This window comes from Streptomyces spirodelae (assembly GCF_017676385.1).
Classification (GTDB): domain Bacteria; phylum Actinomycetota; class Actinomycetes; order Streptomycetales; family Streptomycetaceae; genus Streptomyces; species Streptomyces spirodelae.
Genome location: NZ_JAFFZN010000018.1, coordinates 84,331 through 110,433, shown reverse-complemented (window position 1 = coordinate 110,433; position 26,103 = coordinate 84,331). Strand labels below are relative to the sequence as shown.

Genomic DNA, 26,103 nt, shown 5'->3' with positions numbered 1-26,103 from the left:
GGCTCTTAGCGTGCGATTCGGCTTCCATGCCAAGGGTGCCGCTGCCGAAGGACGTATCGATGAAACGCACTCCGACCCTCCCGTTGAAGACCGAACTCGCCGCCGTGCAGGGAAAATCCCCGCTCGACGGCGGGCCCACTCGGATACCGGAACAACTGCGCGCCGACCTGGAGCGGGTCAGAAAACGGCTCGGCGTGCTCGTGGCGCCACCGCATCACCGTATTCAGGCCCCGATCACGCATGGCGTGGAACACACGGGCCGTCTTCTGCGGCCCACTCTCGTACTGCTCTCCTCCTACCTGCTCCAGGACGACCTGGATGAGGCCACACATCAGCGCCTCATCGATGCGGCTGCCGTCGTGGAAATCCTGCACACGGCCACTCTTTACCACGACGATGTGATCGACGACGCGCAGGTGAGGCGCGGACAGCCCACCGTCAACGCGCGGCACGGCGCCACTCTCGCGCTGCTCGCCGGGGATTTCCTGCTGGCCCGCTGTATGCAGATCGCCGCCTCACTCGGAGTTTCCCGGGTACGGACCATGGCCGAGACACTGGTCGATGTGTGCGCTGGGCAAATGCTCGAATCGAGCCAGCTCTTCGACCCGCTGCGCACCGAGGACGACTACCTCACCGCGATCTCGGGAAAGACCGCGCGCCTGATGCGGACGGCGACCCTGATGGGTGCGCTGCAGTGCGGAGCGGACGAAGTGGCCAGGGACGCGCTGGAACGTTTCGGCCACCACCTCGGTATGGCCTTCCAGATCTGGGACGACATCCTCGATCTGTGCGGTGCGCAGACCGGAAAGCAGGTGGCCAAGGACCTGTTCAACGGCGTCTACACGCTCCCGGTGATCTACGCCGTCGAGGAGAGCCCTGACCGGCTGCTGCCGCTCCTGCGCGAGCAAACACTCTCCCCGGAGCAGTGCCAGGAGGTCCTCTCCGTCCTCCACGAGTGCGGCGCCGTCGGCCGGGCGGCCCGGACCGCGCAGCGCCATGTGGCGGACGCGCTGGCCGCCGTGGAGTCCCAGCCGTCGTTCGCACGGCGGGCCCCGGCGGTCCGGCGCTGCCTGCACGAGCTGGTGGGCAGGCTCGTCTCCCAGCACCCCGACCTCCGGTCGCCGGCCGAGACGGTGGGCGCCGGTCCGGCCGTCGCGGCGCAGCCCGCTGGAGAACATACGGCGGCACAGGCGCTGATCCGCGACTGGCTGGACAGCTACATCTGCGAGCCGGACCAGCGGATCGGGCGCAAGGGACCCGTCTGTCCGTTCGTGGCTCCGTCGCTGCGGGCCGGTGCACTGGAGATCCGGGTACGCAGCGTCGGTACGGAGCCCAGCGTCGCGGGCGTCACCGGAATCATCCACCAGGCGCTCGACGAGTTCGACCTGATCGAGTGGCAGGGCTCGAACCTGGCGCTGCGCAGCCTGGTGGTCTGCCTGCCCGATCTGCCGGAGCCGGACTGCCGGCTGCTCGACGAGGCACACCGCACGGTCAAGTCGCTCGCGGTGCGCCGGGGAATGATGGTCGGCCAACTGCACCCGCAGTGCGAGGAGCCGTCGGCGAGAAATCCGGAATTCCCCGTCAACCGTTCACCGGTGCCGCTGGTGGCGATTCGGCGCATGGCTCTGCACGACATTCTGTTCCTCAAGGACAGCAAAGAGTGGTTCCATGAGTACCACCGGCGCTTCGGACACCACTACAAGCCCGGACGCGAAGCCTTGGACCCACTTTTCACCGAGGCGTTCCGGCGGGCACGCGCCGAGTACGGGACCGGCACATGAACGCCGTCGGCACCTCCGGGCAGACGGAACTCGACCGGGAATACTCCCCCAGTTCCCTCATCCCCAGCCTGCGGTTCTATTTGCGGGAATACGCCGATCTCAGTGCGGCCGCCCACACGGCGCACCGGCCCCTCACCGATCTTGCCTACGGCTCGCACCCGCAAGCGCGGCTCGACCTGTTCCCCGTCCCGGGCGGGGGATCGCCCCTGGTGGTCTATGTGCATGGCGGCTACTGGCAGGAACTCTGCAAAGAGCACTCCGCTTTCCCCGCCCCGGACCTCGTGTCCTCGAGGACCGCGTTCGCGGCGCTCGGCTACGGGCTGGCACCCGCCTGTTCCCTCGACGAGATCGTCACCATGGTGTGTGAGGCCGTGGTGTGGCTTCACGACAACGCGGCGCGCTTCGGGGTCGACCGCCGGAGAATCCACCTCGCCGGAAGCTCGGCGGGCGCCCACCTCGCCGCTATGGCACTCACCCGGGACACGGCGCGGCGGATCGCGGGCGCCGCGCTGCTGAGCGGTGTCTACGACCTGGAGCCCGTGCGGCACACCTATGTGAACGACGCGCTCGGGCTGGACCCGGAAGCTGCGCTGCGCAACAGCCCCGTCCACCACCTGCCGGCCCGCCTGCCCCCGGTCGTCATCGCGCGCGGCGGGCGCGAGACCACCGCGTTCATCCGCCAGCACGAGGCCATGACAGCGCTGCTGGCGCGGCGTACGGCAGTCACCGAAGTGGTGTGCCCGGGGCGCAACCACTTCGACCTCCCCTACGACCTGGGGAGGTCGCACACCGCACTCGGCAGGGCCGTACTGGCGCAGATCCGCGCCTTCGACTCCGTCAGCCCCCAGGTTTCCCACACCGCTCGCACCGAGGAGGAATCGTGTGTGCCCGACCGGTCCTCAGCCCGCCCGCCGCACGCTCCCTGCCCCCCATGAAGCACGGGACCGGGCGCGCTGCCGCCGAGGAACTCGATGCCGCAGACCCGCTGAGCGAGCTGCGGAACGCGTTCGTCTGCGCAGAGCCGGAGACGCTCTACCTGGACGGCAACTCCCTCGGCCGGCTGCCGAGCGGCACGGCGGGCTTCCTGGAGCGGCTGCTGGTCGACGGCTGGGGCACCGGGCTGGTGCGGTCGTGGGAGGAGTGGATCGACTGGAGCGGCCGCCTGGGCGACCGGCTCGCGGCCCATACGCTGGGCGCCGCTCCCGGCGAGGTGGTGGTCTGCGACTCCACCTCGGTGAACCTGTACAAGCTGGCGGTCGCCGCGCTGGACTCGAGGCCGGGGCGCCGGACGGTGCTGGCGGACGCCGACGACTTCCCCACCAACCGCTACATCCTCCAGGGACTGGCGCACCAGCGGGACCTGAGGCTGGAGGCACTGCCCTCCGATCCCGACCACGGGCTCGACCTGCACGTGCTGCGCCGGGCGCTCGGTCAGGACGTCGCCCTGGTGGTGCTCTCCCATGTCTCGTACCGCTCAGGCGCGCTGTTGGACATGGCCGCTGTCAACGAGGCCGCCGCACGGGCCGGTGCGCTCGTCCTGTGGGACCTCAGCCACGCTGCCGGGGTGATCCCGCTACGGCTCGGCGCGGACGGCGCCGACCTCGCCGTGGGGTCGACGTACAAATACCTCAACGGCGGCCCCGGATCGCCGGCGTTCCTCTATGTGAGGGACGAACTCCAACAGCGGCTCCGGCAGCCGCTCTGGGGCTGGTACGGGCAGCGGGACCAGTTCCGGATGGCGGAGGCGTACGACCCCGTGGACGGCATCGACCGCTTTCTGGTGGGCACGCCCCCGGTGCTCTCGCTGGCCGCCGTCGAGCCTGCGCTGGACGTTGTCGAGCGGGTGCCGGTCGGCCTGGTGCGCGAGAAGTCGGTGCGTCTCGGTGAACTGGCCGTCGAGTTGGCCGCCGACTGGCTGGCGCCGCTCGGCTTCCGGCTCGCCTCACCCCCCGAGGCGGCGCGGCGTGGCGCGCACATCGCGCTGGCCCATCCCGAGGCGTCGCGCATCTGCCAGGGCCTCCGGCGGGAGGAGAAGGTGATCTGCGACTTCCGCGCCCCGGACCGGCTGCGCCTGGGACCGGCTCCGCTCTACACCCGGTTCACCGACGTCTGGGACGGCCTGGCGATCCTGCGCGACTTCGTCCGCAGCGGCCGCTACGAGCGGCTGCCCCTCGCCGCGACCCGGGTTACCTGACATGACCTCGCGCATGACCTTGTGCCTCCTACCGACGAACTCCCACCCCTCCCGGAGGGCGACATGATCGATGTTGGCCTGGCCTTCTTCCCCGACGTCGACGAACGCGACAGGAAAGCCGCCGAGTACTTCGCGCACTGCCTCGACTTCGTCGAACTCGGTGACCGGCTCGGATTCGACCACGTACGCATCGTCGAGCACTACTTCCGGCGGTACGGCGGCTACTCCCCCAACCCCCTGGTCTTCCTCGCGGCCGCCGCCCAGCGGAGCCGCAGACTCAGACTGATCACGGGTGCCGTGCTGCCCGCCTTCAACCATCCGCTGAAGCTGGCCGGTGAGATAGGGATGCTCGACGCGCTCTCGCAGGGGCGCGCCGAGATCGGCTTCGCGCGGGCCTTTCTCCCGCACGAGTTCCAGCGGTTCGGCGTCGACATGAACGAGAGCCGGGACCGCTTCGACGAGGGCGTGCGGGTCATCGGCAGGCTACTGGCCGAGGAGGAGGTGGAACACCACGGCACCTTCCACAGCTTCCCGCCCACCACCTCCCTCCCCCGGCCGACGCAGCGCCCGCACCCCCCGTTCTGGATCGCCGCGCTGTCCACGCAGGAGAGCTTCCAGAAGGCCGGCGAGCTGGGTTACGGCATCATGGCGCAGCCGGTGGTGCCCGATTCGCTCCGCACGAACCTGGACGTCTACCGCAAGGCGTGGAAGCAGGCGGGGCACCCCGGCGAAGGCCAAGTGATGCTCGCCTTCCATATGTTGTGCATGCCCGACGGTGAAACCGCCCGGCGCACCGGGCGCGAACCGGTCAACCGGTATCTGAGGACGCTGGCGGAAGGCGCCGGTGAGTGGACCTCGGGGGCCGACAGCGCCGACTACCCCGGGTACCGGAGGATGATCGAGAAGCTGCGCCAGGACGACTTCGACCGGCTCCTGGAACGCGGCTCAGCGCTCGTCGGCTCCCCCGAGGAGATCACCCGGATGCTGCTGGACTACCACGGAGCCTGCGGCGGCTTCGAGAAGGCCAGCATCCAGTTCTACTTCTCGGACATCGACCCCCGGCTCGCACGCGCCTCCCTCGAACTGTTCGCGGCACAGGTCGTGCCGGCACTCCAGCGGGCCTAGCCCGCACCCTTCCGGACGGTGGTCAGCCGTGTCTGCACTCCGAAAGAACCTCATCACCGACTACGACCTGCTCGCCGGTCAATGGTGGGACCCCCGGGGACCGCTCGCCCCGCTGGGCTGGATCGCCAGGGCGCGTGCCGGTTTCGTCCCCGAGGCCGGCAGCGGCCGGGACCGGCTGCTCGATGTCGCCTGCGGCGGCGGCCTGTTCGGTCCGCAACTGACCGGCAAGGGGTACCGCGTCCACGGCGTCGACCTCTCCGCGACGGCACTGGCCGAGGCCAGGCAGCACGGATTCGACGCGGTCGTCCGGGCCGACATCGGCAGGCTCCCCTTCGCGGACGAGTCCTTCGACGTCGTCACAGCGGGGCAGTGCCTGGAGCATGTGCCCGACCCTTACGCGGTGGTGGCGGAGCTGTGCCGGGTGCTGCGCCCATCGGGCACCCTGATCGTCGACACCATCGCCGACACCGCGCGGGCCAGGCTGGCCGCGATCACGCTCGCCGAGAACGTCCCACTTCCGGGCCGTCCGCCGCGCGGCACCCACGATCACCGTCTCTTCGTCAACCGGGAACGCCTGGTGCGGGTCGCACGCTCGCACGGCGTCCGGCTCGACCTGCTCGGTCTGCGCCCCAGTCTCCGCGACGGGATCGGCTACCTGGCCCGACGCCACGAGGAGGTCCGCATGATCCCCATCAAGTCCACCGCCGTTCTCTACCTGGGAGTGGGAAAGAAATGCTGACGGCAGACCAGCGTCCGCTGCCCAGGACGGTACGCAACTGGCTGGTCGGTGCCCGGCTGAAGACCCTGCCCGTGACCCTGGCGCCGATCGCGGTGGGGTTGGGCATCGCCCACTCGCTGGGTCCGCTCGAAGGGTGGCGTGCCGTACTGACGCTGCTGTTCGCGCTCGGTTTCGTGCTAGGCACCAACTTCTTCAACGACTACAGCGACGGGGTGCGGGGAGCCGACGACGACCGGGTGGGGCCCGTCCGGCTGGTCGGCTCCGGGAAGGCGTCACCGCGGCAGGTCTTCCGGATGGGCGCTGCCCTGTACGCGCTCGCGGCCGTGACCGGAGTGGGGCTGGCCGTGACGGTCTCGTGGTGGCTGCTCGCCCTCACGGCGCTCTGCGGGCTCGGCGGCTGGTTCTACACCGGGGGCTCCCGCCCCTACGGCTACTGGGCGCTCGGCGACGTCAGCATCTTCGTCTTCCACGGGATCGTCGCCGTGTGCGCCACGGCCTTCATCCAGCTCGGCCACATCCCGCTGCTCGCGCTCGGTGCCGCGGTGCCCATCGGGCTGCTGGCCGGGGCGCTGCTGATGACGAACAACCTCCGCGACCTGCCGACCGACGCGCCCGCGGGGAAGATCACTCTCGCGGTGCGGCTCGGAGACCGGCAGACGCGGCAGATCTTCGTCAGCCGAGTCTGCACGGCCTTCGCCACGGGACTGCTCCTGGCCTTCGCCCGGCCCTGGGCGCTGCTCGTACTCGCCGCCGTCCCGTTCGCCGTCGTCCCGGTGCGGCGGGTGCTGGCGGGGGCACGGGGCAGTGATCTGATACCGGTGCTGGAACACACCTGTGTGCTGCTGCTCGCGTTCGGGACCCTGCTGGCGATCGGTCTGGCGCTGTGACCGCGCCGGGGAGCACACCGGTGGAGCCGGACCACGAGGTGCTGGTGATCGGCGCCGGGTTCTCCGGGATCGGCGCGGCCATCGGTCTGCGCCGGGCCGGCATAGAGGACTTCGCGGTGCTGGACGCGCAGGACGACATCGGCGGGAGCTGGCACGCCAACAGATATCCCGGCATCGCCGTGGACATCACCGCCTTCTCCTACTCCTTCTCCTTCGAGCCCTTCCCCTTCTGGACCCGGGCCTTTCCTCCCGGCGCGGAGCTGCGGGCCTACGCGCAGCACTGCGTGACCAAGTACGGTCTGCGCTCCCGGCTGCGCCTCAACGCGGAAGTGGTGCGGGCCCGGTACGACACGGCGCACCATCTGTGGCAGGTGAGCCTGCGGGACGGCACCTCGCTGACGGCGCGGTTCGTCATCTGCGCCACCGGCTGGCTCACCAAGCCCAGGTCCCCCCGGATCGAGGGGCTGGACCGGTTCACGGGGCGCGTTGTGCACACCGCGGAATGGGACCCGGCGCTGGAGCTGGCCGGGCGGCGGGTCGGGCTGATCGGCACCGGTGCCTCGGCGGTGCAGGTGGTGCCTCGGATCGCGTCCCGGGTGGCGCGGCTCGATGTCTACCAGCGCACCCCGATCTGGCTGTTCCCCAAGCCGGACTTCCCGATGCCCGAGGCGGTGCGCCGACTGTTCAGGGCTGCCCCGTGGACGCAGCGTACGGTCCGGCTGCTCACGGACACCGTGACCGAACTCAGCTTCGTGATCGCCATGATCCACCACCGTCAGTTCCCCTTCCTGGTACGGGCAGGGGAGGCCCTGTCCCGGCTGTATCTGCGCAGCCAGGTCGGCGGGGACCGGGAGCTGATGGACAAGCTCACCCCCGGCTACCGGCTGGGGTGCAAGCGCCCTTCGTTCGGCAAGGGCTACTGGCGCGCCTTCACCAGGGAGAACGTCCACCTGGTCACCGAGCCCATCGAGCGGATCACTCAGGCGGGCATCCGCACCGCTGACGGCGCGGAACGCGCCATCGACGTACTGGTGCTGGCCACCGGCTTCCATGTGCTGGACAACCTCCCTCCCTTCCCGATGCACGGCCCCGGCGGACGGGAGCTGAAGGAGTTCTGGAACACCGAACGGTTCCAGACCTACGAAGGCAGTTCGGTCAAGGGGTTCCCGAATCTGTGGTTCATCGTCGGGCCGTACTCGTTCACCGGCGGCTCCTGGTTCGGGATGATCGACTACCAGGTCACCCACGCTCTGCGGGTGATCAAGGAAGCCCGGCGGCGGCGTGCGACGGAAGCGGCCGTCCGGCCCGAGAAGCACGACAGATCGTTCCGCAGGACGCTGCGCCGCCAGCGGAACACGGTCTTCCTCGACAGCGGCTGCCAGGGCACCAACAGCTACTACTTCGACCAGCGCGGGGACGCCCCGGCCGTCCGGCCCGCGACGACATACGAGGCAGCCTGGCGCGCCAGGCACTTCGACCTCGACGACTACCGCTATGCCAGGTCCCGGCCCGCCGCCGCTCCGACCGCTCGGGCGCGGGGCGACCGCGAGGGAGGCCACTATGACGCGCTTCAGTGACGTACGAGGACGGGACAGGGCACTGTGTGCCTTCTACGGGCTGTTCTCCGTGGCGGGCTGCCTCGTGATGGGTGCCATGGCCGTCACCTACCTCGTGCGGCACCGCGAGGACGGCCTCCTCGGCGTGGTGCGGGAATTCATCCGCGAGGCGCTGACCAACCTGGCGTCGCGCTTCATCTACGCGGATCTGACGCTCGTATGGATCGCACTGGCGGCATTCATGATCGTCGAGGCCCGGCGGCTGGGCATCCGGCACACGTGGGCGTACATCGTCGGGGCCCCGGTGCTGGCGCTGTGTGTGAGCTTCCCCCTCTTCATGCTCGTCCGCCAGCTGCGGATCGCCCGGACCCCGGCGAGCGGGAGCGGCCCAGGCGCGGAGACATCCTCGGCGCCCTCTGCGGCTGTCCACGAGGCGACGGCCCGAACGGGAGGAACACAGCGATGACCACCGAGACCGGCACAGCGACGACCACCGGGTCCGAAGCGGAAGCGACCGGGACAGCCGCGCGCGTGGAGAGTGCCCTGGCCCTGGCCGGCACCGCGCTGCGGGAACGCCAGGACCCGGCCGGCTACTGGAAGGGCGACTTCGAGACCGGTCTGATCGGCGAGGCGGGCGAAGTCATCTTCCGCCACTTCCTGCGGTTACCCGACGACGGCAGGACGGCAGCGGCGGCGCGCACGATCCTCGCCGAGCAGACGCCCACCGGCGGCTGGGCCTCCTACCACCAGGGGCCGGACGAACTGCTGCTCTCCGTCTTCTGCTACGTGGCGTTGCGGCTGGCCGGCCACGGGCCGGATGAGCCGGTGATGCGCGCCGCAGCCGAGTCCGTGCGGCGCGGCGGGGGCATCGAGGCGGTCGACAACCCGACCATGCTGGCGTGGCTGGCCCTGATCGGGCTGTGGCCGTGGCGCGACATTCCGCTCATCCCGCCGGAACTCGTGCTGTTGCCGAGCCGCTGCCCCGGCAACATCTACCAGATAGGCGCCGCGGCGCGCGGCATCGTCGTCGCCAACAGCCTGTTCATGGCGCGCCGCCCGGTCACCCCGGCGGGATTCGGCATCGCGGAGCTGTTCGCCGGCGCGGGCGCCGGCAGCGGGCGGCTGCCGAGGTCCCGCGCCGTACGTGCCGCGACCACGCTCAGCCATGCGTATGCCCGACATCCGATCGGCCCGCTGCGGCGCAGGGCCGTCCGCAAGGCGGCCGAATGGCTCGTCCGCACCCAGGAGCGGGACGGCGGCTGGGGCGGCAACTGGCCGCAGACCGCGAACGTCGTCATGGGGCTGCGCGCGGCCGGCTACCCGCAGGACCACCCCGTCATCGAGGCGGCGATGGCAGCGCTCGACGGCTGTGTGGTCACCAAGGGCGGGCAGCGCCGGGTCGAGATGTGGACCTCGGTGGTGATGGACACCGCCCTGGCCGTGTCCGCTGCCGCCATGGAGGGGGCCGCGGAGACCAAGGCGGCGGCCGCGCGTGCGGTGCGGTGGCTGCTCGACAACCAGGTGACCGAGCTGGGCGACTGGGCCGTGCTGACCAAGGACCCGGCCCCGGGTGGCTGGCCGTACGAGTTCACCAACAACGCCAACCCGGACGCCGACGACACCGCGTTCGCGGTGGCGGGGCTGCGGCGGCTCCATCCGCGCGGCAGCGACCCGGCCGTGGACGAGGCGTGCGCGCGGGCCTGCCGGTGGATGGTCTCCCAGCAGGGTGACGACGGAGGCTGGGCCGCGTTCGAACCGCTCCGCTGGCGGCTGCCCGGACGCGACATCCTGGCCCGGATCGGCTTTCTGGAGGCGCCGTCGGCCGATGTGACAGGGCATGTACTGGAAGCGCTCGGCGCCGAGGGACAGGGCGGGAGCGCCGCAGCCCGGCGCGGGGTGCGCTGGCTGCGCCGCAGCCAGCGTCCCGACGGATCGTGGCCTGGCTGGTGGGCCTGCTACCACCTGCACGGTACGAGCGCCGCTGTCACCGGTCTGACCGCGTGCGGGGTTCCGGGCACCGACCCTGCCGTGGCCCGCGCGTGCGCCTGGATCGTCGCGCACCAGCAGGACGACGGCTCGTGGGGCGAGGACATCCGCGCGCTGCACGACCCGGAGTGGATCGGCAGAGGCGCGGGCACCCCCTCCCAGACGGCCTGGGCGTTGCTCGCCCTCATCGCCGCGGGCCGCGCCGGAGACGAACCGGTGCGTGCCGGGGTGGACTTCCTGGTCCGTACCCAGCAGGCCGACGGCGACTGGGCCGAGCCATGGCACACCTGGGTGGTGCACCATGACGGCCTCTACTGGCGGGACAGCCTGCTGCGCCTCATCTATCCGGTCATGGCGCTGGCCGCCTACCGGGCCTGGACGGGCGGAGCTGAAGATCCCGTCGGACCGGGGAGCGTCGGCGGATCGGGGCACGCCCGCGGGTCAGGGCACGCCCGCGGATCGGAGCAGCGATGACCGGCGTGACGGTGGTCGGCGGGGGCCTGGCCGGGATGACGGCGGCGTGGCACATCCGCAGGCTCGGGATACCGGTGCGGCTGCTGGACGCCGCGCCGCAGCTGGGCGGAATGGCCGGGGCGCGGATGATCGACGGCCGGGTCGAAGACCACGGGGTGCACATCTTCCCCGCCTGGTACCGCAACACGCTGCGGCTCGTCGATGAGCTGGGCATCCTCGGCAACTTGCGGGAGTGCCACACCTTCCACCAGCTGCTGCCGGGCGAGTTCCCCGCCTTCCGTTCAGCGGTCACACCGGTCGCCGACCGGCTGCTGTTCTACTACGGGGTCATCGATCTGCTCGCCCAGCGGTACGACGACCGCGACCAGTCCCTCCACGACTTCCTGCACAGCCGCTGGTACCTGACCGAGGCGGCCATCGCGGATGTCGAGCACCTTTTCGTGGCCTCCAGCGCCGCGGAGAGCCACGCCGTCTCGGCGGCCGGATTCCGGGGCAGCATCGCCGCGTTCGCCCGCCACCCCGGCCGGGTGCGGATGCCGAAGGGCGATCTGGAGCAGTGGTTCATCGGCCCCTTCCGGCAGCGGCTGGAGGCCGACGGCGTCGAGGTGCGCACCGGCACGGAACTGCTGGCAGCGCGGGTGGCCGACGGCAGGCTCAGCACTCTGACGGTGCGCGACGGCGCCGCCATGACGGAGCAGGACGTCGACGGGCATGTGGTGCTGGCGGTTCCGCACTGCGGGGTCGCCCGGCTCGGCCCGGACGTCACCGGAGCTCTGCGGCCCCCGCACGGGGTGGCCGAGCTGCGCTCCCGTCCGCTCGGGGCGCTCCACCTGTACCTGCGCAGGCGCCTGCCGGGGCTGCCTGACGAGCACGTGCGCCTGGTCGGATCGCCGCACGCCCTCACCCTCGTCGACGTCGGCCAGGTGTGGGAAGGGCACCGCACCAGCCTGCTCAACTGTGTGGTCGGCCGGGTGGCGCTGCTCGCGGAGGTGTCCGAGTCCGCGGCGGTCGAGATCCTGGTGGAAGAGCTGATGTCCTATCTCCCGACGCTCACCTGGGAGGACATCGAGCACGTCTGCTACCAGCCGCACTCCACCGAGCCGTTCTTCGCGCCCGGCCCGAACTCGTCACGGCACCGGCCGGTGAGCTCGACCGACCTGCCGAACCTCCACCTCGCGGGCGACTACTGCGCCGCACCACCGGGCGTGGCCGGGATGGAGAGCGCGGTGCGGTCGGGCCTGACGGCGGCCGATTCGGTCCGCCGCGCGCTGCGCCCCGAAGCGCCGCCGGTGCCTGTCCTGCGGATCGGTACGGTCGGTCCGCGCGCCGCCCGCGGCCTCCGGACGGCACTGGCACCGCTCGCTGCGGCCGTCAAGCTGCTGGCCTCCCGCCGTCCATAGCGTGGCAGGACGCGCCCCTCCGGAACCGGGCAAGCCGTCGCGGCTGTCCTTGAGGCATGCGCGTCACCATGATTCTGCCCGCCCTGACCGAGGCGACCAGCCCGCTGTTCCGGCCGATCAAGTACTCGCTCTTCCCGCCCCTCGGCCTCGCCACCCTGGCCGGATACCTCGACACCGACGACGAGGTCGAGCTGTACGACGAGCACGTCGAGCGGCTCGACCTGGCCGCCATGCCCACGCCCGACCTGCTCGTGCTTCAGCCGTACATCACCTCGGCGCGCCGGTCGTACGAGATAGCCGACCACTTCCGCGCCCGGGGCGCCCATGTGGCGATGGGCGGGCTGCACGTCACCTCGCTGCCCGAGGAGGCCGCCGCGCACGCCGACACCGTCTTCACCGGGCCGGGCGAGGACGCCTGGCCGCGCTTCTTGAAGGAGTTCCGCGACGGCGTGCCCGCGCGCCGGTACGACTCCGGACCGCAGCGCACCCTCGCGGGGCTGCCGCCCGTGCGGCGCGACCTGATCAAGCGGCAGCTGTATCTGGTGCCGAATTCCCTGGTGGTCTCGCGCGGTTGCCCGCACCACTGCGACTTCTGCTACAAGGACGCCTTCTTCGCGGGCGGCAAGTCCTTCTACACCCAGGCGGTCGACGACGCGCTGGCCGAGATCGACCGGCTGCCCGGCCGCCATCTGTACTTCCTCGACGACCATCTGCTGGGCAACCGCCGGTTCGCCACCGCGCTGTTCGACGGTATGGCAGGCATGGGCAGGCTGTGGCAGGCCGCCGCCACCGTCAAGTCCGTCCTGGAGCCCGGCCTGCTGGAGCGCGCCCAGGCCGCCGGGCTGCGCAGCCTCTTCGTCGGGTTCGAGACCGTCAACGACGCCAACCTCGCCGAGCGCCGCAAGGACCAGAACATCGGCCGCGACTACTCCGCCGCCGTCCGCCGGCTGCACGACGCGGGAGTGATGGTCAACGCCAGCTTCGTCTTCGGGCTCGACCAGGACGGTCCGGACGTCTTCGACCGCACCGTGGAGTGGGCCGTGCGGCAGGGCATCGAGACGGCCACGTTCCACATCATGACCCCCTACCCCTCCACCGGGCTGTGGCGGCAACTGGCCGCCGAGGACCGCATCCTCCACCAGGACTGGGACCTGTACGACACCCGGCACGTCGTCTTCCGCCCGCGCGGTATGTCAGCCCGGCAGCTGGAGGACGGCTACTGGCGCGCGTACCGGGACTTCTACCGCTGGGGGAACATCTGGCGGGGTGCGGCGGCCCAGCCGGGCGGCCACGAACGGCTGCGCCACCTGGCATACGCGGGCGGCTGGAAGAAGTTCGAACCGGCGTGGGACGCCTTGATCCGCAGCCGCCGGGTGGTGCGGGCGCTGCCGCTGCTGGAACGTACGCTCACCGCGTTCGGCGGCCGGTCGGCCATCGGCGCGCCGCGCTGAGACCGCGCGGCCCGGGCCCGTCACACGCCGCTGGGCCAGGTCGCTTCCTCCCCTTCGCTCAGCGGCCCTTCGCCCAGCGGTGCCTCGCCCAGCCGTCAAGGAAGCCTCCGTATGGAGCGGGACGGGCGGCTGCGGAGACTCCCGGCATGTGTCCGCGCCCGGGCTCCCGCACAACCTGAGGCCCTCGGGTCAGGTGCGACCCTCCCGCTCCTGGGCCGCCTCCAGGACCGCCGGGGCCGTCATCCAGTCGGCTCGCACCACCCGGAAGCCCGCGCCCTCGTATGCGGCGTTGACCTGCTCGTCGTCGTCGACCACCAGAGCGACCGCGCGGTCACTGGCCAGCCGTTGCAGCAGCTCGAGCTTGGTGATGCGGGCGGGACGCCGGTCGTCATCGGCGCGCATCAGGAGCCGCCCTGTGGGCAGGCCGTGGGTCCTCAGCCACGCCACGGTGTCCGCCCGGCAGCGCTCGGGCCGCCCGGTGACGTACACCAGTTCGCACCTCTTGGCCGTCTCCAGGGCCAGGGCGACACCCTTCGCCAGCGGCGGGTCGTCCACAGCGGCGCCGAAGAAGGCGTCCCAGTCCCGTGGGCGTTGCTGGAGGAACGGCAGCCGGTGCCGGACGTCGGCCAGCGTTCCGTCCAGATCGAAGACCGCCAGCGGCGCCCGCAGAGCCATGGTCGCCTCACTTCTCTCCCGACTGCTTCGATCCGCACGGACGAGGGCGCGGCCCGCCCTGGCCCGCTACTCCTTGCCCTGGCGGGCTTTCTTCAGCATGCGGCGCCGCTGGCGGTGCGTCAGCTCCCGTCGGCCGGCCTGCCGCAGATACGCTTCCCTGCGCTGTTCGTTCGTCATGACCCCGTGTCCTCCCGGAGCACCTCTCGCGAGGCGGCGGTACCGCTCCGACTCGCCTCAGTATGGCCGTACCCGACCCGCTCCGCACCCGGTGATGAGCGCGGAGAAGTCACTCGTCGTATCCGCTCTTCGGGTGTCCTGTTTGCGAGTGGCGGAACGCCGGGGTACCGACCAATCATCCGAGTTGTCCATCGGCACCGCCACCATGAGGGACGGTGGGTGCCCCGTTCCTGTGGTGTGCGACTCACCGGGCCGCCGGAAAGCCGCGGGCCAGGAGGGAGTGGGAGCCGTTGTCGGTGGGAGCAGCCGGACCCTGGCTTGTGACCGCCGGAGTGCCGCTGGTCCTCCTGGCGCTGAGCCTGCCGCTGTGGCGCCGGCGCTGGCCCCGGGCACCGATCCTGCTGCGGGAGGCCGCGATCATCTCCTCGGTCTTCCTCATCTGGCAGATCCCGGCGCGGATGTCGGCCGGCGATCTGCACGTCGCCGTCGACCGGGCCGAGTGGATCTACCGCTGGGAGCAGCGCCTCCGGCTGCCCGACGAGGTGGACTGGCAGCAGGCCGTACTGCCGCACCCATGGCTGGTGCAGGCCGCCAACTACTACTACGCCGTGATGCACTTCGGTGCGATGGCAGCGCTGCTGGTGTGGCTGTACTGGCGGCACCGCCCGGCCTATGCCCGGGTGCGCACCTACACCGTGCTGGTCACGGTCGTCTCGCTGCTGGTGCAGCTGGTCGCCGTGGCGCCGCCGCGGCTGGTGACGGAGCTCGGGTTCGCCGACACGGCCGAGCGGTACGGGCAGTCGGTCTACGACAGCGGCCCGGGGAGCGTGGTGGCCGACGAGCTGTCCGCAGTGCCTTCCGTGCATGTGGCCTGGGCGGTGCTCGTCGCCGTGGTCGTCATCCGGGTGAGCCGCCGCCGGGTGCGCTGGCTGGTGCTCGCGCATCCACTGCTGACGCTGGTGGTGATCGTCGTGACGGCCAACCACTTCTGGGGCGACGCGGCCGCGGCCGTCGCCGTCCTCGCCGTGTGCGCACTCCTGCAGTGGACCGGCCGGTTCTGCGCGCACCGGATCACCCGGCTCCGCCACCGTGCCCTGGTCTCGGCCGACCGGTCGGCATCCGGGACGACGGCCTCACCCACCCGGCCGACAGCATCCGGGAGGCCGGCAGCGACGGAGGGGCCGACAGCCGCTGCCGAGAGGCCGGCAGCGGCGGAGAGGCCCGAGGGGCCCGGCGCGTCCGCGCGGCGGCCGCCGCGGCGCCGACCACCGCCGCATCGGTGAGCACACGTCACACGTGCGAAGGCCGGTGGAAGCCCCGCCGGTGCGCCCCTTTGGCGGGCAGCCGCGCGGCGCCTAGGCTGCGCGGGCCGGCAGTCCCGGTGCTGCCCAGCCTGCCGGGACTGCCGGTCCGCGCCGCGGCACGACGGTGGGCTGCCCGCGCTCTGGCGGGCAGCCCACCGGTCATCAGCGGACGGAGGCGTGTGCGCCTCCTGACAGGTGGCCGATTCAGCCGCCCTGTCCGCCTCCGCTGGTCCGGCCGCCCTTCTGACCGGCCTCGGCAGCCCGCTGCGGGTCGTTCGCGAAGTTGCCCGGGTTCTCAGCCATGGCCGATTTCTCCTTCTTTGCGTCGAATGCGGCTGTCTGGTTCGGCGGGCGGGTGCCCAAGGTTCCGGCCTGAAACAGGAGCGATCCGAAGAGCGGAGAAGGCTTTCCCCGAGCGCGTCCCGCCTGGGTCGCCCGAGGTCAGCGCAGTTCGCTGAAGCGTTCGGTGGCCCGGGTCCGGCCCGCCACGATGACGGTGTCGTCGGCCCGCACGACCGTGTCCGGGGTGGCGTAGGTGAAGCCTTCCCCGGGGCGCTTGATGGCGACGACGGTGATGCCGTAGCGGGTGCGGACGGCGCTGCTGGAGAGCGGGACGTCGAGGATGGCGGTGGGCGGGTCGGTCTTGACCATCGCGAAGTCGTCCTCGAACTCGATGTAGTCGAGCATGCGGCCGCGCACGAGGTGGGCGACCCGCTGGCCCATGTCGTGCTCGGGGTAGACGACGTGCTGCACGCCGAGCTGGGTGAGGATGCGGCCGTGGGCCTCGCTGGTGGCCTTGGCCCACACGTTCTCGATGCCGAAGGAGATCAGCAGCGAGGCGGTGAGGATGCTGGCTTCCAGGTCGGTGCCGATGGCGACGACCGCCCGGTCGAACTCGTGGACCGCGAGCTGGCGCAGGGCGTCCTCCTTGGTGGAGTCGGCCCGCACGGCGTGGGTGAGGGAACCGGAGAGGAGCTGGACCACCTCGGGATTCTCGTCGATGCCGAGGACCTCGGTGTCCTCGTCCGCGAGTTCGAGTGCCAGGGAACGGCCGAAGCGGCCGAGCCCGATGACGACCACGGCGTCCTGGCGAGAGCTCCGGCGGTTCCTGGGGGTGCGGTTCCTAACCAATGACGGGTCGCTCCTCGGGAAGGTCGTACATACGGACGCGCAGTCGCAGGGCGAGCGCGGATGCGATGGTGATGGGGCCGAGGCGGCCGAGGAACATCAGCGCGGTCAGCAGGACCTGCTCCCCGCCCGGCAGCCCCATCGTGATGCCGGTGGACAGGCCCACGGTGCCGAAGGCCGAGGTGACCTCGAACAGCGACTTGTCCAGGCTGAAGTCGGTGAAGACCATGAAGACCAGTGTCGAGACGGCGACGGCCGCCACTGACAGCAGGACCACGGTCAGAGCCTGGCGCTGGATGTCGCCGGGTAGGCGGCGGCGGAAGATGTCGACCGCGCCCTCGCCCCGGATCTCGGCGTAGATCACGAAGAACAGTACGGCGAAAGTGGTCACCTTGATACCGCCGGCCGTGCCCGCGCTGGCGCCGCCGACGAACATCAGTACGTCCGTGCCGAGCCAGGTGGCCGGGTTCATCTGGGAGATGTCGACGCTGTTGAAGCCGGCCGTGCGGGGCATCACCCCCTGGAAGAACCCGGCGAGAAGCTTGTCCGGCGCGTCCAGCCTGCCCAGCGTCGCCGGGTTGCGCCATTCGAGCGCGGTGATGAAAGCGCTGCCGCAGATCAGGAAGATCGCGGAGGCGCTGAGCACGATCTTGGTGTGCAGGGACCAGGAGCGCGGTTTGCGGAACCTGCGGCGCAGCTCGAACAGCACCGGGAAGCCGAGGCCACCGGCGATGACGGCCCCCGCTATCGGCAGGCAGATCCACGGGTCGGTGACAAAGCCCATCAGGCTGTCGGAGTAGAGCGCGAACCCGGCGTTGTTGAACGCCGACACGGCGTGGAAGACACCCAGCCACACCGCTCGCGGCCAGGGCTCGTCATAGGAAATCGCCAGCCGGACGGTCAGGATCGCCGCGGTGACGGCTTCCAGCAGCAGGCTGACCTTGACCACCCGGACCACGACCGTCCGTACGTCGCCCAGGCCCAGCGTCTTGGTCTCGGTGGCGGCGGTCAGGCGGGCCTTCAGTCCCATACGGCGGTGGGAGAGCAGCAGCACCAGCCAGGAGGAAAAGGTCATGATCCCGAGCCCGCCGACCTGGATCAGCGCCAGAATCACCGTCTGGCCGAAGCCGCTCCAGTAGTCGGGGGTGTCGACCACGATCAGCCCTGTCACGCACACCGCGGAGGTGGAGGTGAACAGCGCCTCGAGGGCTGACGCCGAGCCGGCCCCGGCCTTGGCGACGGGCAGCATCAGCAGGCCGGTCCCCAGCGCGATCGCCACGGCGAAGCCGGCCACGACCATCTGCGCCGGGTGCCGCACACGTGGCCGCCACCGGGTCACCACAGCCAGTCCTCCGCCCCGCAGACAGGTACCACGATTGTTCGCACCGGGAGACGATAAGCAATACGTCAGCGGTACCGGTCACCGGTACCCCTCCGCGCCGCCCAGCGGCCGCCCCGGACCCCGGAACCACCCGGACGTAGCCGCCCGCCTCCGACCTCGCAGGCCGCAGGCCGGAGACCCGCAGGCCCGCGGGCCAGAAGCCGCAGCCTCTCTCCTGGCGGACAGCTGACAGCCGAGCCCCGGCCCCGGCGGACACGGCCGAGGCCGCAGCCCGGAAGGCTGCGGCCTCGGCACCGGAAGGCGACGGCGGAGCGCTAGCTCTCGTCCTCGCCCTTCTTGCCCGATGTGCTCTTGGAGGACTCGCCCGAGGTGCTCTTGGAGGACTCGACTGCATCGGAGAGCGTCCCGCCCTCCAGGCTGTCCTCGATGGCAGCCACGGTCTGGTCGATCAGCTCCTCCTGCTGCTTCTGCTCCTTGGCCTTCAGATATGCCTGCCGCTCCTGATGGAAGGACTTCAGGGTGGCGATGCACATGCCGATCATCACGATGCTGAACGGCAGCGCGATGACAATGGCCGCCGTCTTCAGCGTGTTCAGCGAGGCGGCTCCGCCCTGCAGGTCGGAAGCGAGCAGCAGGGCGATGGCCACGGCCCCCTCGGCGATCGCCCAGAACACCCGGCTCCACACCGGCGGGTTCGGGTCGCCGCCCGAGGCCAGCATGTCGACCACGTACGAGCCGGAGTCGGAGGAGGTGACGAAGAACAGCACGATCAGCAGGATCGACACTCCGGCCACGAACTTGCCGCCGGGGAGTGTGTCCAGCATCTCGAAGAGCGCGTTGTTGGTGCTGACCACACCGTCGTGCACGTAGTTGTGCTTGCCGTTCATCTGCTGGAACAGCCCGGTGCCACCGAAGATGGCGAACCAGACGAACGTCAGCAGGGTGGGCACCAGCAGAACGCCGCAGACGAACTCGCGGACGGTACGGCCGCGGGAGATCCGGGCGATGAAGATGCCGACGAACGGCGCCCAGGAGATCCACCAGCCCCAGTAGAAGACGGTCCAGCCGTTGACCCAGCTGGTGCCTTCCTCGCCGTACGAGGCGCCGGTGTCGAAGCTGAGCTGGAGCAGGTTCTGCAGGTAGCCGCCGACGTCCTGGGCCAGTCCGTTGAGGATGAACACCGTCGGGCCCGCGATCAGCACGAAGAGCATGATGATCGCTGCCACACCCATGTTGATGTTGGACAGCCACTTGATGCCCTTGCCGATGCCGGAGACCACCGAGGTCGTCGCGGCGGCGGTGATGCAGGCGATCAGCAGGACCAGCAGCCCCTTGCTGTTGGGGTCGTCCACCCAGCCGAGGAAGTTCATGCCGCTGGCGATCTGCATCACGCCGAGACCCAGCGAGGTCGCCACGCCGAAGAGGGTGCCGACGATCGCGACCGTGTCGATGACGTTGCCCCAGAAGCCCTTCACCTTGTCACCGAAGATCGGCTCCAGGGCCCAGCGGATGGAGACGGGGCGTCCCTTGCGGTGCACCGAGTAGGCGACGGCCAGGCCGACCACGACGTAGATGGCCCACGGGTGGATGCCCCAGTGCAGGAAGGTCTGCACCATGGCGAACTCTTCGCGGTCAGGCGCGCCCTTGCCGACGCCGGGCCTGGGCGCGTGGAAGAAGTTCAGCGGCTCGGCGACGCCCCAGAAGACCAGGCCGATGCCCATACCGGCCGCGAACAGCATGGCGAACCAGGAGCCGGCGCTGAACTCCGGCTTCTCGTTGTCCTTGCCGAGCTTGATGTCTCCGTAGCGGCCGATACCGATCCAGATGACGAAGATCACGAAGAGTGACACCAGAGCCATGTAGAACCAGCTCAGGTTGCCGACGATCTTGTCCTGGACGGTCTGCACCTGCTCCGCGGCCGTGTCCTGGCCGATCACGGCGTAGAGCACGAAGATCAGGATGACAATGGCCGACGGATAGAAGACCCACGGCGCGATCGAACCACCCCCCGGCGGCGCCGGAGGCTTCGGCCCCGGCTTCTGGTCAGATGTTCTGGCCGTTGTCTGCGCAGCCACGCGTTCATCCTTTGCGGTCATATTGGGAAACCATCAGACCGGGGAGTCCCGGCCTGTGGCGGCCTCTGCCCCGAATCACCGATGTCATTCATCACGAATCAATTACTGTCAACCATCAAAGAGGACCGAGGGATTCATCACACCGGACACGCCGCCGGGAGGCAGGGGCCGTGAGCCATCCGGACGCCATCCGGCCGTCGGCCCGAAGCGGCACTGTATGCGGTTGCGAACGCTTGTGCGGGAGCGCGGGCGCGATGACCGGTGCGGTTTCATCCGTCCGGCTTCACCCATACGGGTGAATGGCAGGGGTCGGCGACGGACGGCTGCCACCCCGGTGGCCCTGCTCCGACAGCCGCTCCCCCACCCGCGAAAATCCAGCCCACGTGTCACACCGGCACACCTGGGAACCCCCGCACGAGTAGCCACTCCAAGTCGGCACAGCGTGGCCCGGCTCGGTCGGGTCAGCGGGACGGATCCACTATGACCAGCGGATACATGGGTCCCGGGGACTTCGGTCGGGACCCGTTCGAAGAGTTCATCGCGCGCTTCCTCGGCAAGGCCCGGTCCGGTGGCGGGGGCCGCTACAGCGACCCGCGCTCCTACGACTTCCTCCGGCTGATGAGCGAGCCCGCCCGGCAGCTCGTCTCCGACGCGGCAACGTACGCCGCCGAGCACGGCAGCAACGACCTGGACACCGAGCATCTGCTGCGAGCAGCGCTCACCGCGGAGCCGACCCGCACCATGGTGGCCAAGGCCGGGGCCGACCCCGACGCCATCGCCGCCGAGATCGACCGCGAGGTGGGCGAGGGGCAGCCCCGCAACTCGCTCTCCGTCAGCCCCGCCGTCAAGCGGGCGCTCATGGACGCGCACGAGATCGCCCGCTCCCGCGGCGCCTCCTACATCGGCGCCGAACACGTGCTGGTCGCGCTCGCCGCCAACCGTGACTCCACGGCCGGCCAGATCCTCAACTCGGCACACTTCGATCCCCGCTCCGCCACCCCGCGCGGTGGCCCCGGCTCCGGACAGGGCGGCGGGCCCGAGACCCCCGCACGCGGCGGCCCCGAGGCCCGGCCCAGCAACACCCCCACCCTCGACAAGTACAGCCGCGATCTGACCGAGCTGGCCCGCGAGGGCAGGATCGACCCGGTGATCGGGCGGGACGAGCAGATCGAGCAGACCGTGGAGGTCCTCGCCCGGCGCGGCAAGAACAACCCCGTGCTGATCGGCGAGGCGGGCGTGGGGAAGACCGCCATCGTCGAGGGCCTCGCCCAGCGGATCGCCGACGGTGATGTGCCCGACAATCTGCTGGGCCGCCGCGTCGTGCAGCTCGACTTCGGCACCGTCGTGGCCGGCACCCGCTACCGCGGTGACTTCGAGGAACGGCTCACCGGCATCATCGACGAGATCCGCGCCCACACCGAGGAGCTGGTCGTCTTCATCGACGAGCTGCACACTGTGGTCGGGGCCGGCGGCGGCGGGGAGAGCGGCTCGATGGACGCCAGCAACATGCTCAAGCCGCCGCTCTCCCGGGGCGAGCTGCATGTCATCGGCGCCACGACGCTGGAGGAGCACCGCCGGTACATCGAGAAGGACGCGGCGCTCGCCCGACGTTTCCAGCCGGTGCTCGTCCCCGAACCCACGGTGACGGACGCCATCGAGATCCTGCGCGGTCTGCGGGACCGCTACGAGGCCCACCACCAGGTGCGCTACACCGACGAGGCGCTCGTCGCCGCCGTCGAGATGTCCGACCGCTATCTGACCGGCCGATACCTGCCCGACAAGGCCATCGACCTGCTGGACCAGGCGGGCGCCCGGGTACGGCTGCGCACCGCCACCCGGGGTACGGACGTGCGCGCGCTGGAGCGCGAGGCCGAGCAGGTGCGCCGCGACAAGGACCAGGCGGTGGCCGCCGAGGACTACGAACGGGCCAAGCAGCTGCGCGACCGGCTCACCGAGCTGGAGGAGGCCATCGAGCAGGACGGGCACCGGCCGGACGCCCGGCACGGCGACCGGATCGTGAAGGTGACCGTCGAGGACATCGCCGACATCATCTCCCACCAGACCGGCATCCCCGTCAGCAATCTCACCCAGGAGGAGAAGGACCGGCTGCTGGGTCTGGAGGAGCGGCTGCAGCAGCGGGTCGTCGGGCAGGACGAGGCGGTCACCGCCGTCGCCGACGCGGTGCTGCGTTCACGCTCCGGCCTGGCCAGCCCGGACCGGCCCATCGGCAGCTTCCTCTTCCTGGGACCCACCGGGGTCGGCAAGACGGAGCTGGCCCGGGCGCTGGCCGAGTCCTTGTTCGGCACCGACGAGAAAATGGTGCGGCTCGATATGAGCGAGTACCAGGAGCGGCACACGGTCAGCCGGCTGGTGGGCGCTCCGCCCGGATACGTGGGGCACGACGAGGCGGGGCAGCTCACCGAGACAGTGCGGCGCAACCCGTACTCGCTGCTGCTGCTGGACGAGGTGGAGAAGGCGCACCCCGACGTCTTCAACATCCTGTTGCAGGTGCTGGACGACGGACGGCTCACCGACTCGCAGGGCCGCACCGTCGACTTCACCAACACCGTCATCGTGATGACCAGCAACCTGGGTTCGGAGGCGATCACCGGGCGCGGGGCGATGCTGGGCTTCGGCGGCGGGGAGGAGGCCGACGAGGACGCCCGGAGGGAGCGCGTTCTACGGCCGCTGCGCGAGCACTTCCGGCCGGAGTTCCTCAACCGTATCGACGAGATCGTGGTCTTCCGGCAGCTCGACGACGCACAGCTGCGGCGGATCACCGACATGCTGCTGGAGGAGACCCGCCGCCGGGTGCACGCCCAGGACCTGGAGATCGAGTTCTCCCCCGCGGCCGTGGACTGGCTGGCGCACAAGGGCTACCAGCCGGAGTACGGTGCCCGTCCGCTGCGCCGGACCATCCAGCGCGAGGTCGACAACCGGCTCTCCCGGATGCTGCTGGGCGGCGATCTGGAGCCGCACACCAGGCTGCTGGTCGATGTCGCGGACGGGCAGCTGGAGTTCCGCACCGAAGGCCGCGCCGCCGACCCCGTCGGCAGCTGACGGCGCCCGGCCCCGTACGGGTGGGGCCGAGCGCCGGTGGGGGGCGGTCAGCGGGTGGCGGAGCCGGTCAGCGGGTGGCGGCGAGCACGGATTCGGACATCGCCTTCTCGCCGGCCGCGTTGGGGTGGAAGGGCGCCGCCGCGTTGGTGACGAGTGGTTCCATCCAACGGGTCCCGGCGGGCTTGCACACGTCGTGGCCGATGGACTTGGAGTAGGTGTCCACATAGACGGCACCGTGCTCGGCCGCCTGCTTGGCGATCATGGTGTTGAGGTGCTTGTGGGTGTCGCGCAGCCAGGGGGCGTCGCCCCTGGCGATGGAGACGACAGTGGGGCAGTTGCTGCCGTCGTCGGGCAGGATGGCGGGATAGCCGGTGATCAGGATCTTGGCACGCGGGGCGCGGGCGCGGATGTCCTCCAGCGCCTTGGAGATCTTGGGCGCGGTGTTCTCGATGGTGGCGGCGAGTTCGTCGTGCCCGGTCCACGTGTAGCTCTTCTTGCACGGTGAGCCCAGCGGGTTGAAAAGACCGAGGGTGACGCAGCGGACGATGATGTTGCCGAAGCCGATGTCGTTGCCACCGATGGTGAGGGTGACCAGGTCGGTCTCGGCGCTGAGTGCGTCCAACTGCGGTGCGACGGAGGGGTGCTGGCCCGTGTACAGGTCCTCTGTGGTCGCTCCGCCGCAGGTGACGTCCTGGTGCCCAGCGGGCCCGAGCGCGGCCTTGACCAGCGAGGGGTAGTTCCGGTCGGAGCGCGAACAGGTCTCGTCGACCGTGTTCGGTACGCCTGCCCCGGCCGCGTACGAGTCGCCGAGGGCGACATAGCGGTGGACGGTGGTGTCCTGCGCGAGCGCCGGGCTCGCACCGAGCCCGGCGCCTGCGGTGACGGCGGCTGTGGCGGTGGCCAGGGCCACGGCGGTTCTGGCACGGCAGTTGGGCATGCGTGAGCGCATGACGGACCTCTCGTGAGTGGGGAAAATGGGGGGTCACTGCCGGCAGTTACTGGCCAGTTGCACTGAGAGGTAATATGTGGCCGCCGTCACGGGTCGTCAAGGGCTACGACAGCACGTGCTCCGCGCAGCTCAGCTCGCATCCGTACGCCGCGCGGTGACGGCCACCGCGGCGTAGGGCATCGTGAACTCCCCGCCCAGGGTGTCGATGACGGCCCCGATCCCGGCGAGGACCTCCTCCAGCTTCGGAGGCGGGAGCAGCGTGAGACCGCCGGTGGTGGACAGATGGTCCAGCCACTCGTCCCGGGTGTAGGACCGCTGCCAGTCGAACCGCCACCGTTCCGGTTCGTCGAAAGCCCCGGCCTCCCGCAGCGCGTCGGCCGCCCTGGCGCACATTGCCGCGTAGGGGTCCGATTCGGCAGGCGGCCGCCGCGCTGCGAGGGAGTCGGGCAGAATCCGGCGGTAGACCTCTGAGAAGGCTTCCGCCAGCTCGGGCGGCGGCTGGTCGACGTTCCAGAAGACCGCCAGCCGCCCTTCGGGCCGCAGTACCTCGGCCGCTTTGGCGGCACCGGCCGCCGGGTCGACCCAGTGCCAGGTCTGCCCGGCGACCACCGCGTCGAAGGACCTTTCGGCCGGGTCCCAGTCCTCGAACGTCGCCACGTCGACGCGGAGTCCGCGCCGCCGCGCCCACGTGGCCATCCGCTCGTCGGGCTCGACGCCGGTCACCCGGCACCCGGCCGCGCGGAGTTGGCGGGCGACGATGCCGGTGCCGCAGCCGACGTCGAGGACATCGGTTCCGGGCGCCGCGGTGACGATCCGGTTCACCATGGCGTCGGGATAGCGCGGCCTGGCCCGGTCGTATCGCTCGGGGTCCACGCCGAAGGACTCGGCGACATGGCGGGCCTGGTGCGGTTCGGAAGCAGGGGGTCGGGACGGCCCCGACGGTAGAGTGGGCATGCGCCCACCTTAGTGGGCAAATGCCCACTCGCCAAGCGGGTGCCCACGAGACGACGAGCAAGGAGGGGTGCACAGTGCCGACAGGGGTGGCCATCCGGGACGTACGGGAGCAGTTGTTCGACGCCGCGGAACGCGTACTGCTGCGGGACGGGCCCAACGCCCTGACCAGCCGGGCGGTGACCACGGAGGCGGGCTGCGCCAAGGGAGTACTGCACCGGCACTTCGCCGACTTCGACGCCTTCCTCGCCGAACTCGTGCACGACCGCGTCGGCCGGCTCGAGGGCCGGGCCGCCGCTCTGCGCGACTCCGCCGGGACCGGAACCGTCGCCGACAACCTCACCGACGCGCTGACAAAGCTGTTCGGCTCGGTCGCCGTCGCCCTCGTCGGGCTCATCACCTCCCGGGACGGCCTGCGCGAGCGGCTGCGCCGCACCTGGCCGACCGGCGTCCCGCTGCTGGCGGAAGCCACCGCCATGCTCGCCTCTTACCTCGCAGCCGAACGCGAGCTGGGACGTATCGCGGCGGACGCCGACCTCGACACGCTCGCCCGCACCCTCATCGGCGCCGGACACCTGCTGTTCGCCGACCGGACGGGCACACCACCGGACACCGAAGCCGTCCACAGAACCGTGACCACCGTCATCGGCTCCTTCGCGCGGGAGCCGCGCACCTGAGCGCGGCCGAGTCCGCTGCTGCCCGCCCTTCCCACCCTGACCGGGGGGTGGCAGCAGACCGGAGGGGCAGACTCCCGAGTGCCACCGCACACAGGCCGCACGGCACACCCCGCACACCCAGCCCGCACGGCACACCCGGCACACCCGGCACACCCGGCACAGATGAGGAGCA

General features: G+C 70.7%; 21 protein-coding genes. 14 read left to right on the top strand and 7 right to left on the bottom strand.

Annotated features, from left to right (window positions below):
* Window positions 1-59 precede the first annotated feature (59 nt).
* The 11 genes from JW592_RS19905 (at window position 60) to JW592_RS19855 (ending at window position 13,593) form a co-directional block, all read left to right on the top strand.
* A complete protein-coding gene (locus tag JW592_RS19905; protein WP_209266511.1) occupies window positions 60-1,781 on the top strand; it encodes a polyprenyl synthetase family protein in 1,722 nt (573 codons plus the stop codon).
* Window positions 1,778-2,716: an alpha/beta hydrolase gene (locus JW592_RS19900; RefSeq protein ID WP_209266510.1), complete on the top strand. Its 939-nt coding sequence runs from the start codon at window positions 1,778-1,780 to the stop codon at window positions 2,714-2,716. Before JW592_RS19905 ends, JW592_RS19900 begins: the two co-directional genes overlap by 4 nt.
* A complete protein-coding gene (kynU, locus tag JW592_RS19895; RefSeq protein WP_209266509.1) occupies window positions 2,713-3,975 on the top strand; it encodes a kynureninase in 1,263 nt (420 codons plus the stop codon). The genes JW592_RS19900 and kynU overlap by 4 nt, the downstream gene beginning before the upstream one ends.
* A 63-nt stretch (window positions 3,976-4,038) precedes the next feature.
* On the top strand, window positions 4,039-5,100 hold the full coding sequence (locus JW592_RS19890) for an LLM class flavin-dependent oxidoreductase (protein ID WP_209266508.1): 1,062 nt from the start codon (window positions 4,039-4,041) through the stop codon (window positions 5,098-5,100).
* Window positions 5,101-5,128: 28 nt separating this feature from the next.
* Entirely contained in the window at window positions 5,129-5,839 is a 711-nt protein-coding gene (gene ubiG / locus JW592_RS19885; RefSeq protein ID WP_209266507.1) for a bifunctional 2-polyprenyl-6-hydroxyphenol methylase/3-demethylubiquinol 3-O-methyltransferase UbiG, read from the top strand.
* Window positions 5,833-6,726, top strand: coding sequence for a 1,4-dihydroxy-2-naphthoate polyprenyltransferase (locus JW592_RS19880; RefSeq protein ID WP_209266506.1), 894 nt, complete (start codon window positions 5,833-5,835; stop codon window positions 6,724-6,726). The genes ubiG and JW592_RS19880 overlap by 7 nt, the downstream gene beginning before the upstream one ends.
* A 20-nt stretch (window positions 6,727-6,746) precedes the next feature.
* Window positions 6,747-8,303, top strand: coding sequence for a flavin-containing monooxygenase (locus JW592_RS19875; protein WP_209266505.1), 1,557 nt, complete (start codon window positions 6,747-6,749; stop codon window positions 8,301-8,303).
* Window positions 8,287-8,748, top strand: a complete 462-nt coding sequence (locus JW592_RS19870; RefSeq protein ID WP_209266504.1) for a DUF2834 domain-containing protein — start codon at window positions 8,287-8,289, stop codon at window positions 8,746-8,748. Before JW592_RS19875 ends, JW592_RS19870 begins: the two co-directional genes overlap by 17 nt.
* Entirely contained in the window at window positions 8,745-10,742 is a 1,998-nt protein-coding gene (locus tag JW592_RS19865; protein WP_209266503.1) for a squalene/oxidosqualene cyclase, read from the top strand. The genes JW592_RS19870 and JW592_RS19865 overlap by 4 nt, the downstream gene beginning before the upstream one ends.
* Window positions 10,739-12,142 (top strand): FAD-dependent oxidoreductase, encoded by a 1,404-nt coding sequence (locus JW592_RS19860; RefSeq protein WP_209266502.1) that lies wholly within the window; start codon window positions 10,739-10,741, stop codon window positions 12,140-12,142. The genes JW592_RS19865 and JW592_RS19860 overlap by 4 nt, the downstream gene beginning before the upstream one ends.
* A gap of 56 nt (window positions 12,143-12,198) precedes the next feature.
* The gene (locus JW592_RS19855) at window positions 12,199-13,593 is read left to right on the top strand and encodes a B12-binding domain-containing radical SAM protein (protein ID WP_209266501.1); all 1,395 of its coding nucleotides are present in this window, start codon (window positions 12,199-12,201) and stop codon (window positions 13,591-13,593) included.
* Window positions 13,594-13,782: 189 nt separating this feature from the next.
* Here JW592_RS19855 and JW592_RS19850 read toward each other — a convergent pair whose 3' ends face one another.
* On the bottom strand, window positions 13,783-14,268 hold the full coding sequence (locus tag JW592_RS19850) for a phosphatase domain-containing protein (RefSeq protein WP_209266500.1): 486 nt from the start codon (window positions 14,266-14,268) through the stop codon (window positions 13,783-13,785).
* A gap of 473 nt (window positions 14,269-14,741) precedes the next feature.
* On the opposite strand from JW592_RS19850, the gene JW592_RS19845 reads away from it, so the two are divergent.
* Window positions 14,742-15,728, top strand: a complete 987-nt coding sequence (locus tag JW592_RS19845; protein WP_307805471.1) for a phosphatase PAP2 family protein — start codon at window positions 14,742-14,744, stop codon at window positions 15,726-15,728.
* 225 nt (window positions 15,729-15,953) lie between these two features.
* Here JW592_RS19845 and JW592_RS19840 read toward each other — a convergent pair whose 3' ends face one another.
* The 4 genes from JW592_RS19840 to JW592_RS19825 all read right to left on the bottom strand — a co-directional run bounded on the left by JW592_RS19840 (window position 15,954) and on the right by JW592_RS19825 (window position 20,294).
* Window positions 15,954-16,052: a KGG domain-containing protein gene (locus JW592_RS19840; protein WP_209266498.1), complete on the bottom strand. Its 99-nt coding sequence runs from the start codon at window positions 16,050-16,052 to the stop codon at window positions 15,954-15,956.
* Window positions 16,053-16,190: 138 nt separating this feature from the next.
* A complete protein-coding gene (locus tag JW592_RS19835) occupies window positions 16,191-16,880 on the bottom strand; it encodes a potassium channel family protein (protein ID WP_229376432.1) in 690 nt (229 codons plus the stop codon).
* Complete coding sequence (locus JW592_RS19830; RefSeq protein WP_307805470.1) at window positions 16,873-18,219, bottom strand: TrkH family potassium uptake protein; 1,347 nt, start codon at window positions 18,217-18,219, stop codon at window positions 16,873-16,875. Before JW592_RS19830 ends, JW592_RS19835 begins: the two co-directional genes overlap by 8 nt.
* 314 nt (window positions 18,220-18,533) lie before the next feature.
* Complete coding sequence (locus JW592_RS19825; RefSeq protein WP_307805469.1) at window positions 18,534-20,294, bottom strand: BCCT family transporter; 1,761 nt, start codon at window positions 20,292-20,294, stop codon at window positions 18,534-18,536.
* Window positions 20,295-20,774: 480 nt separating this feature from the next.
* On the opposite strand from JW592_RS19825, the gene JW592_RS19820 reads away from it, so the two are divergent.
* The gene (locus JW592_RS19820; protein WP_307805468.1) at window positions 20,775-23,354 is read left to right on the top strand and encodes an ATP-dependent Clp protease ATP-binding subunit; all 2,580 of its coding nucleotides are present in this window, start codon (window positions 20,775-20,777) and stop codon (window positions 23,352-23,354) included.
* 67 nt (window positions 23,355-23,421) lie between these two features.
* On the opposite strand, the gene JW592_RS19815 is transcribed toward JW592_RS19820, so the two are convergent.
* Window positions 23,422-24,303 (bottom strand): SGNH/GDSL hydrolase family protein, encoded by an 882-nt coding sequence (locus JW592_RS19815; RefSeq protein ID WP_209266497.1) that lies wholly within the window; start codon window positions 24,301-24,303, stop codon window positions 23,422-23,424.
* A 129-nt stretch (window positions 24,304-24,432) separates the two neighbouring features.
* Window positions 24,433-25,257, bottom strand: a complete 825-nt coding sequence (locus tag JW592_RS19810) for a class I SAM-dependent methyltransferase (RefSeq protein ID WP_209266496.1) — start codon at window positions 25,255-25,257, stop codon at window positions 24,433-24,435.
* A 74-nt stretch (window positions 25,258-25,331) separates the two neighbouring features.
* Between JW592_RS19810 and JW592_RS19805 the strand changes: the two genes are divergently transcribed.
* Window positions 25,332-25,931, top strand: a complete 600-nt coding sequence (locus tag JW592_RS19805) for a TetR/AcrR family transcriptional regulator (RefSeq protein WP_209266549.1) — start codon at window positions 25,332-25,334, stop codon at window positions 25,929-25,931.
* Window positions 25,932-26,103 lie beyond the last annotated feature (172 nt).